Origin of the sequence: Mycolicibacterium anyangense (assembly GCF_010731855.1) — a bacterium.
Classification (GTDB): Bacteria; Actinomycetota; Actinomycetes; order Mycobacteriales; family Mycobacteriaceae; genus Mycobacterium; species Mycobacterium anyangense.
In genome coordinates this window covers 978561-993062 of the sequence record NZ_AP022620.1, presented here as the reverse complement: position 1 = coordinate 993062, position 14502 = coordinate 978561, and the positions used below count along the sequence as shown (strand labels likewise).

Here is a 14502-nt window from a genome sequence, read left to right as displayed (position 1 = left end):
TGGCTCCGGCCCGGGCAGCGCCCGGGTCGGCGACCCCATCAGTTCTGCAGCACGGTACGTACCCGGCGCAAGTCGAGGATTCCCGGCGCGCCGACGTCGATGGACTGGCGTGCCTGCTTCTCGCGGATATCGGCCACGTCGACCTTGCCGGGCGTGAATCCGGTGGCCTCGAACCGGCGGCCGCGCCGCGACTCGGCCTCCACGGCGTTGACCGGCGGGTTGTCATAGGCCCGGCCGCCGGGGTGGGACACGTGATACGTGCAGCCACCCCGGGACGTTCCGGTGGCGACGTCCACCAGCTCGAAGCGCAGCGGACCGTCCACGGTGATCGTCGGGTGCAGTGCACTCGGCGGCTGCCAGGCGCGGTAACGCACCCCGCCGACCTGGACGTCGGGATTGTCGGTGGCCAGCATCGGGATCGGGTAGCCGTTGCAGGTGACGATGTGGCGCTGACGGTCGGCTCCGATGGTGCGGACCTGGATGCGTTCCACCGAGGAGTCGACGTAGCGGGCGGTGCCGCTGCCGGTGGACTCCTCGCCCAGGGTGTTCCAGGGCTCGATCGCACCGCGCAGTTCGATCTCGACATGGTCGAAGACAGCCGTGCCGATGCGCGGGAACCGAAATTCGGTGAAGGGATCCAGCCAGCTGGTATCGAAGTCGATACCGTGCGCCCGCAGGTCGGCGCACACATCGGCGATATCGTGAATGATGAAGTGCGGCAATAGGTATCGGCCGTGCAGGTTGAGATCGTGCCGGATCAGCGGGGCCCGCAGCGGCTCGTCCCAGAACCACGCCACCAAGGACCGCACCAGCAGCGACTGGACCATCGCCATCTGGAAGTGCGGCGGCATCTCGAAGCCGCGTAGCTCCAGGATGCCCAGCCGCCCGCGCGAGCTGTCCGGGCTGTAGAGCTTGTCGATGCAGAACTCGGCGCGGTGGGTGTTGCCGGTGATATCGGTGAGCAGGTGGCGCAGGGCCCGGTCGGTGATCCAGGCAGCAGGTGCACCCGACGCCGTGAGCCGGGCGATCTCGGAGAACGCGATCTCCAGTTCGTAGAGCGCCTCGGAGCGGCCCTCGTCGACGCGGGGCGCCTGCGAGGTGGTGCCGATGAACCGTCCGGCGAACAGGTAGGACAGCGCGGGGTGACGCTGCCAGTAGGTCAGCAGCGAGACCAGCAGGTCGGGCCGGCGCAGCAGCGGGGAATCGGCCGGGGTGATGCCCCCGAGGGTGATGTGGTTGCCGCCGCCGGTACCACCGTGGGTGCCGTCGACGTCGAAGGACTCCGTGGAGAGTCGAGCCAGCCGCGCCTCTTCGTACAGCGTCTCCAGCTGCTGGCGCTGGTCGGTGAAGCTGACCGAGGGTGCCACGTTGACTTCGATGACGCCCGGGTCGGGGGTGATCGACATGGATTCCAGCCGAGCATCCGATGGCGGGCCGTAGCCCTCGACCACCAGCGCGCATCCGACCTTGGCCGCGGCCGATTCCACCCGCGCGATCAGGTCGACGAAGTGCTCGAGCTTGTCGGTAGGCGGCATGAAGACGTACAGCACCCCGTCGCGGACCTCGGCCACCATAGCGGTGGTCGGCGCCGTTTCGGGGTCCTCGAGTACCGCGTCGAGGCCTTCCGGGTCCACCGGCAGCTCGACGGATCCGCTGGCGATCGGATCGTCATGGAACGACGTGCGCGGCGGAAGCCAGCTGATCGAGTTCAGCGGCAGTCGCAACCCGGCCGGTGAATCGCCTTCGAGCAGCACGATGCGGCCGCGGCGCAGCCGCCAGTCCGCGCTTGCCCAGGCGGAGTCATCCTCGCGCCGATGCACGGGAAGCACGTAGGCCGCCGGCTCGGTCACCGATTCTTCGAGGCGGGCCAGCAGTGCCGCCCGGGCCTCGGGTGCGTCGTCGGCCAGGTCGTCGTCGGCCTCCACGGCCGCACCGGCCGGCAGTCGCACCTCGGCGGCCAGCCGGCTCAGCGGGTCCTCGTACGCCGCGCGCACCTGGCTGAGGGGCAGTCCCAGGCCGGTCGCCACTCCCGCCAGCAGCTGCTGGGCGGCCTCAGGGTCGGTCTCGGAACGGTCCTGCCCCCAGGGGTCGGCCAGCAACGCGGGATCGTTCCACAGCGGCTGACCGTCGCGGCGCCAGTACAGCCCGATCTGCCAGCGCGGCAATGGTTCTCCCGGATACCACTTGCCCTGGCTGCGCTGCACCAGGCCCTGCGGTGCCCAGACCGCTTTGAGCCGGGCGGCCAGCGCCGAGGCACGCTCGCGCTTCTGCGGGCCGTCGGCGGCAGTGGTCCATTCAGGGGCGACCTGGTCGTCGATCGAGACGAACGTGGGTTCGCCGCCCATGGTCAGCCGCACGTCACCAGCGGCCAGCCGCTGATCGACGCGCGCTCCCAGATCGGTGATGGCTGCCCAGGCCGCGTCGGTGTAGGGCAGCGTGACGCGCGGGTCCTCGTGTACGCGGGTGACGGTGTTGGAAAATTCCAGCGTGGTCTCGGCGATTCCGGTGGCGCCGGTGATCGGCGCCGCCGACGACGGGTGCGGGGTGGCCGCCAGCGGGATGTGCCCCTCGCCGGCGAACAGCCCGGAAGTGGGGTCCATGCCGATCCAGCCGGCCCCGGGAATGTAGACCTCGGTCCAGGCGTGCAGGTCGGTGAAGTCGGCCTCCGGACCCGACGGTCCGTCCAGGGCCTCGATGTCCGACGACAGCTGGACCAGGTAGCCGGAGACGAACCGGGCGGCCAGGCCGAGTTGACGCAGGATGGACACCAGCAGCCAGGCCGAGTCGCGGCAGGATCCGATGGCGCTGCGCAGCGTGTGGTCGGGGGTCTGTACGCCCGGCTCCATCCGCACGCTGTAGCCGACGTCGGCGTTCACTGCCCGGTTCAGGGCGACCAGGAAGTCGATGGTGCGGGTGCCGGGGGGTACCGAGAAGTCGCGCACCCACGAGGTCACCAGATCGCCGGGACCTGAGCCCTCGTCCCCTTCGTCGACGGGTCGCAGATAGGGCTCCAGGTCGTCCTTGAGTGCCTTGGGGTAGGTGAACGGGTAGGTCTCGGCCCAGTCTTCGATGAAGAAGTCGAACGGGTTGATCACCTTGAGGTCGGCGATCAGCCCCACAGTGATGGTCAGCTCCCGGGTGCGGCTGGGAAAGACCAAGCGGCCCAGGAAATTGCCGAATGCGTCCTGCTGCCAGTTGATGAAGTGGTCGGCCGGCTCGACGTCCAGCGAATAGGCCTCGATGGGCGTCCGGCAATGCGGGGCCGGCCGCAGCCGGACCACGTGCGGGTACACCTCGACCAGCCGATCGAAGGTGTAACTCGTCCGATGCTCGAGCGCCACTTTGATGCCCATAGGCCGCAATCCCATCACATGGCTCCCGGACGTGCAGGGCACACGGTGAGTCGGCCTCCGCCGCGACGCTCCGACCACGAGCACCGACGGGTACGGTCAGCCCTGCTGCTGTACCGTCCCGAACCGCCGCCCGCCGTTCGGCAGCTCAGTGGGATTGTTGCCCTGCGAGCGGGTGAACGAGTTGCTGGGCGCCGGTGGCGCACTGGTGCTCGTCGTCGGAGCCGTGCTCGTTGTCGGTGCGGCAACGGGGTTCTGTGTCGGAATATAGGTCGGGATGTAGGTCGGAGCCGGCGCTGGATGGACGGTGGCGCTGGGCCGCGCAGGCGCCGGGACTGGCGCTGGCGCGGCAGACGGGAGGGGCACCGGAAGCGGCGCTGGGATGGACGGCGCGACGGGTACCGGCGTGGGCACCGTAAAAACGGCAGGTGCCGTGGTGGTGCTTGGCTCAGGTGCCACCGATCCGACGTCGGGAACGCTGGGGGTGTAACGCAGCGTCGCGATCGCCAAGCCGGCGACGATCAGGCTGAGTATCGACATCACCACCCCGCGGACCGAAAGCCGCTCTTTCAGTTTCGCGAGATCTCCGGTAACCCCCATGGTGGAGGACACTAGCCGGTGTTTCTGCAAGTCCCGACTCAGGCGAGGTGGCGCGTTTCGCGCCGACGTCGCACCGCGAGGACGAGCACGCCGGCCAGCGTGATGCCGAGCAGGTTCACCAACAGCTGAGCAGCAGACTTCACGGCGATGTCCCAGTCCCCCACCGATGCCGCGACGACGGCGAAACCGGCAGCCGGGACGGTGGTCACCGAGATGAACACCCCGACCAGCGCGGCGGACTTCGCCGATACCAGCGAGAGCATTCCGGCCGCACCGGCGAGCAGCGCCACCACGAAGGACAGCGGGCCGACCTGGAAGATGAAGTCGACCTCGTTGAGCTGGCGGGTGCTCTGCAGCTGGATCCAGCCCAGCGCCTCGCCGCCGAGCACGAAGGCGGCGGTCACGGCCATGGCGACCGGGAAGCCCACCACCAGCGCGATCGAGGCGCGCCGGGCCAGGTCCATCCGGCGGCGCACCAGGGCGACGGCCAGCGCGGCCAGCGGGCCGAATTCAGGCCCCACCACCATCGCGCCGACGACGGTCACCGGTGAGTCGGTGACGACGCCGACCGCGGCGATCATGCATGCCAGACAGAGGAACATCAGGAAGGTGACGTTGAGGGTGGACTCCTCGCGGGTGCGGGCGGCCAGCTCCTCCCACACGATGGCGTCGCCGGGATCGCCGTCGGCTCGCTTCTCGGCCCGGTAGGCCGCGGTCGACAAAACGGTGTCGACAACGTCGAGGGTGATGGCGCCACGGTCCTGAAGGCCCAGAGCCTTGAGGTCGTCGACGATCTCGTTGGCACTTTCCCTGGCGATGTCGGCGGTGATCTCGTCGCCGGTGGGCTCCAACGCGGCGCCGCGATGCACGACCACGTGAGTGACACCGACATGGCGACGCAGCACGCCGACCACCTCGTCGGAGCGTTCGACCGGCGCGATCACGCGCAGATGCAGCACAACCGCGAGACTACTTCGCCACGGGTGGAACAATTGTCGCCGTGACTCGCTTTGTGCCGCAGTGGCTGCGGCCGTGGCTGGCCAGGCGGTGGTTCGTCACCACACTGGTCCTCGTGGTGTTCGCCGTGCTCGCCGTGCTGTTCATGCTGACCTCGGATCGCAAGGATTCGTCGTACTGGGCCGGTTACAGCGACGGCCAGCGGTGGGTCCACCAGGGCGGCTATCAGGCCCACGAGGAGTCGATCAGCGCCTACTGCCACCAGCAGGCCGCGACGCACGACGCGCGGTTCGAGCGCGGCTGCATCGACGGCGCCCACAACGCGATGAAGTGAGCGTCCCCGACTAGTTATCGGCCGAAACCGTTTGCGCCGGAGCAGTTTTCGGCTGCGGCCACGGCTCAGGAACCGGTCGCGGCCGGACCCGCTGCGGCCACCAGAACCAGCGGCCCAGCAGTGCGGCGATCGACGGAGTCATGAATGAGCGGATCACCAGGGTATCGACGAGCAGGCCCATACCGATGGTGGTGCCGACCTGGGCGAGGATGGTCAGCTCACTGAACGCCATCGCCGCCATCGTCACCGCAAAGACCAATCCCGCCGAGGTCACCACCGAGCCACTGCCGCCCATGGCCCGGATGATGCCGGTGTTGATGCCCGCACCCACTTCTTCCTTGAGCCGGGCCACCAACAGCAGGTTGTAGTCCGAACCCACCGCCAGCAGGATGATGACCGCCATCACCAGCACCATCCAGTGCAGTGGACGGCCGATCAGGTCCTGCCACACCAGAACTGACAGACCGAACGAAGTGCCCAGCGACAATACGACGGTGCCCACGATCGCCGCGGCGGCCACCACCGCCCGGGTGATGATCAGCATGATGATGAATATCAGGCACAGCGCGGCGATGCCCGCGATCATCAGGTCGTAGTTCGCGCTGTCCTGCATGTCCTTGTAGCTGGCGGCGGTGCCAGCCAGGTAGATCTTGGAACCTTCCAGCGGAGTGCCCTTGATCGCCTCGAACGCCGCATTCTTGATCGGATCGACGTGGCTGAGGCCTTCCGGCGACATCGGATCACCCTCGTGGGAAATGATGAACCGCACCGCATGTCCGTCCGGCGAGAGGAACATCTTCATGCCGCGCTTGAAGTCCGGGTTGTCGAAGGCCTCGGGCGGCAGATAGAACGAGTCGTCGTTCTTGGCCTCGTCGAAGGCCTTGCCCATCGCACTCTGGTTCTCCTGCTGCGCGGCCATCTGGTCGTACATGCCGGACTGCGTGCTCTGCATGGTCAGCTGCATGGTCCGCATCGACTTCATCGTCTCGATCATCGGCGGCATCAGCGTGCGCATCTGCGCGGTCAACAGATCGAGCTGGTGCAGGTTGGGCACCAGGTTCTGGAAGTCGTCGGTCATCGTGTCGATGCCGTCAAGGGTGTCGAACACTGAGCGCATCGACCAGCACAGCGGGATGTCGAAGCAGTGCGGTTCCCAGTACAGGTAGTTGCGGATCGGGCGGAAGAAGTCGTCGAAGTCGGAGATGTGGTTACGCAGCGTCTGGATGTCGGCCAGGGTGAGGTCCATCTTGCCGACCATGCTGTGGGTGGTGGCGTTCAGTTCCCCCATCAGGTCGTACATCTGCTGCATGGTGGCGATGGAGACGTTCATGTCGTCACCCATCTTCAGCATGTCCTTCATGCGGTCGTCGAGGTACGACTGGTTCATCGTCTGCGTCGTGCCCTGCATGCCGAGCAGGAACGGAATCGAGCTGTGCTCGATCGGCGACCCCAGCGGTCGGGTGATCGTCTGCACCCGACCGATGCCCGGAGTGTGGAACATGGCCTTGGCTACCCGGTCGATCACCAAGAAGTCGGCCGAGTTTCGCAAGTCGTGATCACTGACCAGCATCAGCAGCTCGGGGCTCAGCCGCGCCGCCGGGAAGTGCCGCTCAGCGGCGGCGAAGCCCTCGCTGGCCGGGATATCCGGCGGCAGGTAATGCCGGTCGTTGTAGTCGGTGCGATAGCCAGGCAGGGCGAGCAGCCCGACCAGGCACAGCGCGGTGGTGCCCACCAGGATGGCCCCGGGCCAGCGGACGACGGTGGTACCGATTCGCCGCCAAAACCGTTCCCGCGAAGCACGTCTGGGTTCCAGCCGGCCGAACCGGGTGGCAACGGTGACCACCGAAGGGCCCAGTGTCATAGCCGCCGCGACGACGACGAGCATGCCGATGAACAGGGGTATGCCCATCGAATTGAACATCGGGCTGCGGGTGAAATGCAGACACAGCATGGCTCCGGCGATGGTCAGACCCGATCCCAGGATGACGTGCGCGGTCCCGTGGAACATGTCGTAGTAGGCGGACTCTCTGTCCTCACCTTTCGACCGGGCCTCCTGGTAGCGCCCGAAGAGGAAGATCACGTAGTCGGTGCCCGCGGCGATGGCCAGCATGGTCAACAGGTTGACCGCGAACGTGGACAGCCCGATCAGGTGGTGGTGGCCGAGGAAGGCCACCACACCGCGGGCTGCGGCGAGCTGAAGGAACACCATGAACATGGCGAGCAGCACGGCACCAACGGAGCGGTAGACGAACAGCAGCATCACGGTGATGACACCGAAGGTCAGCAGGGTGATGAGCTGCAGGCTGCGGTCACCGGCGATGTGGGTGTCGGCGATCAGCGCCGACGGTCCGGTGACGTAGGCCTTGACCCCCGGCGGCGCCGGGACACTGGCCACGATCGCCTTGGCCGCCTCGACCGACTCGTTGGCCAGCCCCTCACCCATGTTGCCGGCGAGATAAACCTGGACGTAGGCGGACTTGCCGTCCTCGCTCTGCGAGCCCGCGGCGGTCAGCGGATCACTCCAGAAGTCCTGAACGTGCTCGACGTGCTTCTTGTCGGCGTTGAGCTTGCTGATGATCTCGTCGTAGTACTTGTGCGCGGGTGGGCCCAGCGGTTGGTCACCCTCGAGCACGATCATCACCGAGGTGTTGGAGTTGAACTCCTGGAAGGTCTTGCCGATCGTGTTCATCGCGATCGTCGACGGCGCGTCGGGCGCCGCCATCGGCACCGACTGCTCTTGACCGACGATCTCGATCTGCGGCACCACGACGTTGGTGATGACGGTCAGCGCCAGCCAGCCCAGGATGATCGGCACCGCCAGCCAGCGAATCCACTGGGCGATGTGCGGGCGTTTACCGTGTTCGTCGGCCTGCGGTCGCTCGTCTTTGTTCAGGGTGATCATGCGGACTTGACCAGGCAGAAGGTCTGGGCGTTCACGCCCGTCGAGGTCTTCTGGTCCTTGAGTTCACCGTTGACGGTGATACGGCAGCTGATGGTGTCACTGTCGCCCTGGGCCACGATATTGGCCGAGGCGGCTGGCGCGGTGGTGGTCAGGGTGATCGACCACGGCAACGTGACATCGCGGGCGATCTGCGGGGTGGCGTCGAGGTCAAGGTAGTTGATGGTGGCCACGGTTCCCGGCGGCCCGTCGATCTCGTAGACCACGGTCTTCGGGTTGAACGGCTTGGTGTCGTTGGCCAGGCCGCTGCCGGGGCGGGTCAGTTCGGTTTTGCCGAACACACCGTGCAGGCGGTAGACGGCAAAACCGGCCACCGCGACGACCAGCAAGATGACCACCGGCAGCCAGACCTTGCGGAGAACGCCGGTCACGCCGCCGCGCTTCTTCTTCGCGTGGGTGGCACCGGACTTGCCCGCAGGCTGAGCGGCGGGCGCGGACTCCGACGGCGAAGACTCAGAGGTGTAGGTCTGGCTGTCGAGACTCATGGCCTGACCCCCTTCGCTTCCTGCAGATCAGCATGACGAGATCCCTCGGCTGCAGTTAGCACCGGTACATAGTAGGACTAACCGATGTCTGATCCTAGCCCGTGTGACTAGCTTCATGGCTCCCGGGCGAGTCAGCCCAGCTCACAGCCCTAGTAAACGAGAGTCGCCGTGGTGACTCCCATGTCCTTGAGCGCCTGGTCGAACTGCCCGGCCAAGATGTCCTTGGTGTTGGGGCCGCCAGCCTGCCATGCCTGGGCGAATACCAAGACCGTACCGGACATCCGAATGGATGCCACCATCAGCGACCCACCGGTCCGATCGAGATCGGCGCGGGTGACCGGCCATTCCACCCCGCGCGCCCAGAACGAGTCGGCGTCGCCGCCGTCGACGCGGCTCACGTCGTCGGGGATCTCCCCGAGGTTCGAGCAGCCAACCGTCTTGCCCGCACCCTGGGTCATTCCTTCCAACCGCCGCAGCAGCCGCTGGGAGGTCAGCGGGATCAGCGGCAGCGGAGCGATCAGCTTGTTGCTCTCTTTCGCCAGGCTCTTGAACCCTTGTCGGACGCTGGTGCGCAGTCCGGTGAGCGTGGTCCTCACCTCGTCGGGATCACCTGTGATCGTCATCGCGGTCAACGCGTTGGCTCGGGTGTCGGTCAGCGTCCGCTCGCTGACCGGGAAGTTCAGCGTGACCAGACCGTCCGGCTCGATCCGGCCCCGGGCTTTGCCCAACAGTGTGGCGACGCCCGCGACCAGCGAGTTGCTGGTGCCACCCAGGCTGGCGGCATGGGCGTCCCATACGTCGGCATCGACGTAGGCGGCCACCGTCGGCAACGTGGTGAGCGTGCCGGCACCGGGCGAGGAGTCCACCGCCGGCGTGACCGCGGTCGCCTGTGACTTCGGGCCGCCGGCCTCCTCGCGGCCGAGCTTCACCGCGGCGCTGACGGCCTTGGCCATCTCCGGCACCGCGGTGGCGATGGCACGGATGTCCTCGCGCAGAGCCGCGATGGTGGGGCGCGACCGCGGAGCCGGGTAGCCCAGGTTCATGTTGTGGCCGTGCACCGCGGCCGCGAGTGACATCATCGCCCCGGCTCCGTCGGCCACCGAATGCGAGACGATGAGCGTCACCGCACCGCCGCCGTCGGTGAACGGCAGGACCGCCATCCGCCAGGCCGGACCAGTTTCGGGGTCGATCGGGACGTGGATCTGTTCGTCGAACCAGGCGAGCATGTCCTCGCGTGGCCGGGGCGCCGGCGCGACGTCGAGGTCCGCCTGGTGCGGTGCGGCGACCCAGCGGTGTCGCCCGAACGGTAGTGGCGAGCGCTCGATCAGCCGGCCCAGCAGTGTGTTGCCGAGGTTGGCGTGTGTCCGGCGCAGGGCCTCGATGTCGATGGGCCGGTCGTAGATCCAGCAGAACTGCTCCTGCGGGCTGTGCCCCAGGGCACGTAGACCCAGGAAGGATGCCTGATCGATGTAGGCCAGCTGGTTGTCCACCGGAACATGCTAGACGCCGATGCATCGCCTCCGGTCAGTCCGTGCCGCTTCGGTGCCGCAGCGACACGCCCAGTTCGTCGGGCGGCACCAGATGCCCTTGCGCGCATCGGATTTCGACGGTGGCCTCGGCGCCGCAGCCGAGGTGGGTCAGATGTAGCCGGGTGTCATCGGCCAGATGCCGCCTGCCCCACTCGAACATGCCCCACACGACCGGCATCAGATCGGTGCCCGCCTCGGTGAGCACGTACTCGTCGCGCACTCGCTGACCGGGCTCGCGGTAGGGGCGGCGGGCCAGCAGTCCGGCGTCGACGAGTTCGGTGAGCCGCGCCGAGGTGGCCGCCTTGGTGATACCGACGCGGCGGGCGAAGTCGTCGAAGCGGGTGGTCCCGTAGTAGGCCTCGCGCAGGATCAGCATCGCCGACTTGGTGCCGATAACACCCATGGTCTTCTCGATAGGGCAGCGCCCCACCGCCGACCAGCTGTCTCGGTCGGTCAGAGGCCCTTGTAGCACTGTCATCGACGTCACCTCCCTCTGGGTTGTTTGAAGTATACCTAGGTGGTATAGCTGGGTATATAAAACAATACTCAGCGGTGAGTATCAGGAGGACCTCATGACCGGAATTTCAGGACGCGACGCCGTCATCGTCGCCGCGGTGCGCACACCGGTGGGCAAGGGTAAGGCAGCCGGGGCACTGCACGGTGTGCTTCCCGCCGACCTGCTGGCTCACAGCCTCACCGAACTGGTGTCACGGGCCGGGCTCGATCCGGCCGACGTCGACGACGTGATCGCCGGTGCCGTCACCCAGGTCGGTGACCAGGCGGTGAACATCGCCCGCAACGCCGTGCTGGGCGCCGGGTTCCCGGAGTCGGTGCCGGGCACCACCGTCGATCGCCAGTGTGGCAGTAGCCAGCAGGCGATCAGTTTCGCCGCGCAGGGCGTGATCGCCGGTGCCTACGACATCGTGATCGCCGCGGGTGTGGAGTCGATGAGCCGGGTCCCGATGGGCTCCTCGGTACTACCCGGCAGCGATCCCTTCGGTGCCGGGTTCGCGCACCGCTATTCCGAAGGGCTTGTGCCCCAGGGCATCAGCGCCGAGCTGATCGCGGCTCGCTGGAACCTCTCGCGTACCGAACTCGACGAGTTCTCGGCGGCCAGTCACGACAAGGCGGCCCGAGCCACCAAGGACGGGTTGTTCGACAACGAGCTGGCGCCGATCGCGGGCCTGCGCACCGACGAGATCATCCGCCCCGGGACCACAGTGGACACGCTGGCCGGCCTGCGACCCGCGTTCTACAACGAGGCTGTGGCCCAGCGCTTTCCGCAGATCGGCTGGAATATCACCCCGGGCAACTCTTCTCCCCTGTCCGACGGCAGTGCTGCGGTATTGATCACCACGAGCGAAGAGGCACAGCGGCGGGGCTGGAAACCGTTGGCGCGCATCCACACCACCACTGTGGTCGGCTCTGATCCGCTGTACATGCTGACCGGGGTGATACCCGCAACCGAGAAGGTGCTTGCGCGAGCGGGTCTGACGATCGCCGATATCGACCTGTTCGAAGTCAACGAGGCGTTTGCGCCTGTTGTGCTGGCCTGGGCCCACGACACCGGAGCAAATCTAGCCAAGACGAACGTCAACGGGGGCGCCATCGCCATCGGACATCCTCTGGGGGCCAGTGGCGCCCGCATCATGACCACGTTGGTCAACGCCTTGGAGCAGCGCGGCGGACGCTATGGGTTGCAGACGATGTGTGAGGCCGGCGGAATGGCCAACGCCACGATCATCGAACGCCTCTAAACCATGCCGACAGAGACACGTTTCAACGGGGTTCGGGTGCGCTACGACAGCGCCAAGAGTTACCACGAGCTGGTTGCCGCGCTGCTCGCCGATATCGGCGAGCAGCCGGTACCGATCTCCGGGATCTCAGAGTTCGATGGTGACTGGCAGGAGTATCAGACGCGCGTCGAAAGATACATCGGCCCAAGCGGATTCATGCTGTTCGCAACCTTTGACCACGGTGTGTGGATCAGCAAGGCCGGCATCGAACGCAAGGCGCTGCGGGTGATCCTCGGCAATCCGTTGATCGCCATAACGATGATTCGGCACGACGCGACTGCCGGGCTGTTCGCCCCGGTCGAGCTGTTGATTCTCGACGAGGACGGCGGCAGCAGTCTGACCTATGTGAAGCCGTCGTCATTGATGGTCGTGGATGACAATCCACCGCTGCAGAGTGCCGCCGAGGCGCTCGATGCCAAGCTGGCCGCACTGGCGGCAAAGGTGACCGGTTAGCAGCGATAGCCGACCGCTGGTCAGGAGAGTTCGGATCAGCCCTTGGCGGCGGCCCGTCCGGCCCGCCTACCGTAGAAGCTGCCGTCGCCCAGCGAAACGCCACTGGCATAGCCCCACGCGGCCAGGCCGGCCGCGGCGCGGCCGGCAGCGAACAGGCCGGGGATCGGTTCCCCGTTGACGTGCAGCACCTCGGCGTCCAACGTGGTGAGCAAGCCGCCGAGGGTGAAGCCGCCGGTGTGGCCGCGAAGGTCAAGCGCCCCGATCGGCGATCCGATCGGGCGAAGCCACTGCGCCTTCTTGAACAGCAATGGGTCCTCGCCGCGTTCGGCTCCGGCGTTGTAGGCCGCCACCGTCGCCTGCAGTGAACCCGGCGCCAGGCCGATTTCGGCTTCCAGCTCCGCCACGGTCTCGCACACCCAGGTCGGCGGCGTCTTGAAGAACGGGGTCGACGAGGTCGACGCCATCGCCTCCTCGTGAGCCTGGGCGTCGAAGATGAGGTAGACGTTGTCGTCCTGGTGGTACAGCGACAGCTGGCCGATGCGACCCGGATAGGTGTCCTCGGGGACGTAGCGCTGACCGCGCCCGTTGACCAGGATGCCGCGCGCCACCAGCTGGGGCTCGGCGAAGAACGCCACCTCGGTGGCGTCCATGTGCGCCAGGTCCGCGCCGAGCGCCTGCGCCATCCGGATCGACTGTCCGTCATGCTCTTCCACCGAGGCAGCCGGTTTACCCGCGATGCGGGGGGCGTACTGGGCGATCATCGCGTCGTTGTAGGCGAAGCTGCCGGTCGCCAGCACGACCCCGCGCCGGGCCCGCACCCGCATCGGGTTGCCGTACTGACGGGCGGCCACCCCGATCACCCGTCCGTCGGAGGCGGTCAGCAGTTCGTGGGCGCGCACGTCGTAGATCGATCGCACCCCGAGCGCGGTGGCGGTATCGACCAGTGGCTTCATCAGCATGTAGCCACCGCCCTTCTCACCGGTGACCTTGCCCGTCATCTGCGGTACATGCCCGCGCGGTGCCGGGGCGGCGATGGTGTTGAACGGGTAGGAGTTCTCCCCGCCGGTGTACATCAGGCCCTGATCGCCCGGCGGCTCCCAGCCGGGCTCACCCCAGAACTCCGGCTTGAACGGCACTCCGCAGTCGACCAGCCAGTCGAAGTGCTCGAGGCTGCCGTCGCAGTAGTCGGCGATCCGGACCTCGTCAGCACCGGGCCCCATCGCCACGTTCAGGAACGCCCGCATCGCCTCGACGGAATCGTCGAAGCCACAAGCCTTTTGGATTGCAGTGCCACCGCCCAGGTAGACGAATCCGCCCGCCAGCGCAGCCGCGCCGCCCCAGCCCCCGGCTCGCTCGATCACGAGGACGTCGGCTCCGGCCCGGGCCGCCTCGATAGCGGCGGACACCCCGGCGATGCCATAGCCGGCGATCACCACGTCGGCTTCGTAGTCCCACTGCTCGGATGCGCTCACTGACATTCCTTCCTCAGGCCTGCCCAACAGTGTCCACAACTGCACCCGTGTGTCAGCCGCGATCCCAGTGAGCGGAAGGCGTGATTTCGGCGCACTTTTCGTCGCTGCGCGACGGCAAGCGCGCCGAAATCACTCAGGCGCGCTGCAGTTCGAACAGTGGAATGACCCGGCTGGTGTTGGCCTGGTAGTCGCCGAACGTCGGCGCCAGTTCGACGATCCGGGCGTAGGTCGCGTCGCGCTCCTCGCGGGGCAGTTCACGGGCGACGACGTCGTACGCATCGGTGCCGACCTCGATATGCGCTTGCGGGTTGGCGCGCAGGTTGTAGACCCAGGCCGGATTGGTGTCCGCACCAGCCTTGGAGCCGACGATGATCATCTTGTCGTCGATGGTCAGGTAGGCCAGCGGATTGAGCCGGGGTTCACCCGACTTGGCCCCGGTAGTGGTGAGCAGCAGCAGGGTGGCCCCGGCAAAGGGTCCGCCGACGACGCCGTTGTTGGCGCGGAATTCCTCGATGATGGGTTGGTTGAACGCGTCCAGTGCAGCCTTCGAAGTATCGGTCATGACTC

12 protein-coding genes are annotated in these 14502 nt (G+C 67.0%); 3 read left to right on the top strand and 9 right to left on the bottom strand.

All coding sequences use genetic code 11. From position 1 onward, the window contains the following. Nucleotides 1-38: 38 nt before the first annotated feature. From G6N35_RS04700 to G6N35_RS04690, 3 genes are all read right to left on the bottom strand, one after another. A complete protein-coding gene (locus G6N35_RS04700; RefSeq protein WP_163807468.1) occupies nucleotides 39-3353 on the bottom strand; it encodes a transglutaminase family protein in 3315 nt (1104 codons plus the stop codon). A gap of 96 nt (nucleotides 3354-3449) precedes the next feature. Continuing rightward, complete coding sequence (locus G6N35_RS04695) at nucleotides 3450-3950, bottom strand: hypothetical protein (protein WP_163803199.1); 501 nt, start codon at nucleotides 3948-3950, stop codon at nucleotides 3450-3452. Nucleotides 3951-3988: 38 nt separating this feature from the next. Further along, entirely contained in the window at nucleotides 3989-4909 is a 921-nt protein-coding gene (locus G6N35_RS04690) for a DUF389 domain-containing protein (RefSeq protein WP_163803198.1), read from the bottom strand. Between the two features lie 41 nt (nucleotides 4910-4950). Between G6N35_RS04690 and G6N35_RS04685 the strand changes: the two genes are divergently transcribed. Beyond that, nucleotides 4951-5241, top strand: coding sequence for a hypothetical protein (locus G6N35_RS04685; RefSeq protein WP_163803197.1), 291 nt, complete (start codon nucleotides 4951-4953; stop codon nucleotides 5239-5241). A 10-nt stretch (nucleotides 5242-5251) separates the two neighbouring features. Here the strand turns inward: G6N35_RS04685 and G6N35_RS04680 are convergent, their stop codons facing one another. From G6N35_RS04680 to G6N35_RS04665, 4 genes are all read right to left on the bottom strand, one after another. Continuing rightward, nucleotides 5252-8143, bottom strand: a complete 2892-nt coding sequence (locus tag G6N35_RS04680) for an MMPL/RND family transporter (protein WP_163803196.1) — start codon at nucleotides 8141-8143, stop codon at nucleotides 5252-5254. Continuing rightward, the gene (locus G6N35_RS04675; protein ID WP_163807467.1) at nucleotides 8140-8571 is read right to left on the bottom strand and encodes an MmpS family transport accessory protein; all 432 of its coding nucleotides are present in this window, start codon (nucleotides 8569-8571) and stop codon (nucleotides 8140-8142) included. The genes G6N35_RS04680 and G6N35_RS04675 overlap by 4 nt, the downstream gene beginning before the upstream one ends. A gap of 263 nt (nucleotides 8572-8834) precedes the next feature. Then, a complete protein-coding gene (locus tag G6N35_RS04670) occupies nucleotides 8835-10175 on the bottom strand; it encodes a hypothetical protein (protein WP_163803195.1) in 1341 nt (446 codons plus the stop codon). Between the two features lie 34 nt (nucleotides 10176-10209). Beyond that, a complete protein-coding gene (locus G6N35_RS04665) occupies nucleotides 10210-10692 on the bottom strand; it encodes a winged helix-turn-helix transcriptional regulator (protein ID WP_163803194.1) in 483 nt (160 codons plus the stop codon). Nucleotides 10693-10786: 94 nt separating this feature from the next. Between G6N35_RS04665 and G6N35_RS04660 the strand changes: the two genes are divergently transcribed. Both G6N35_RS04660 and G6N35_RS04655 read left to right on the top strand, forming a co-directional pair. After that, complete coding sequence (locus tag G6N35_RS04660; RefSeq protein WP_163803193.1) at nucleotides 10787-11971, top strand: thiolase family protein; 1185 nt, start codon at nucleotides 10787-10789, stop codon at nucleotides 11969-11971. A 3-nt stretch (nucleotides 11972-11974) separates the two neighbouring features. Then, nucleotides 11975-12463, top strand: a complete 489-nt coding sequence (locus G6N35_RS04655; protein ID WP_163803192.1) for a DUF302 domain-containing protein — start codon at nucleotides 11975-11977, stop codon at nucleotides 12461-12463. Between the two features lie 35 nt (nucleotides 12464-12498). On the opposite strand, the gene G6N35_RS04650 is transcribed toward G6N35_RS04655, so the two are convergent. Both G6N35_RS04650 and G6N35_RS04645 read right to left on the bottom strand, forming a co-directional pair. Beyond that, the gene (locus tag G6N35_RS04650; RefSeq protein WP_163803191.1) at nucleotides 12499-13941 is read right to left on the bottom strand and encodes an FAD-dependent oxidoreductase; all 1443 of its coding nucleotides are present in this window, start codon (nucleotides 13939-13941) and stop codon (nucleotides 12499-12501) included. A 127-nt stretch (nucleotides 13942-14068) separates the two neighbouring features. After that, entirely contained in the window at nucleotides 14069-14497 is a 429-nt protein-coding gene (locus G6N35_RS04645; protein ID WP_163803190.1) for a nitroreductase/quinone reductase family protein, read from the bottom strand. Nucleotides 14498-14502 lie beyond the last annotated feature (5 nt).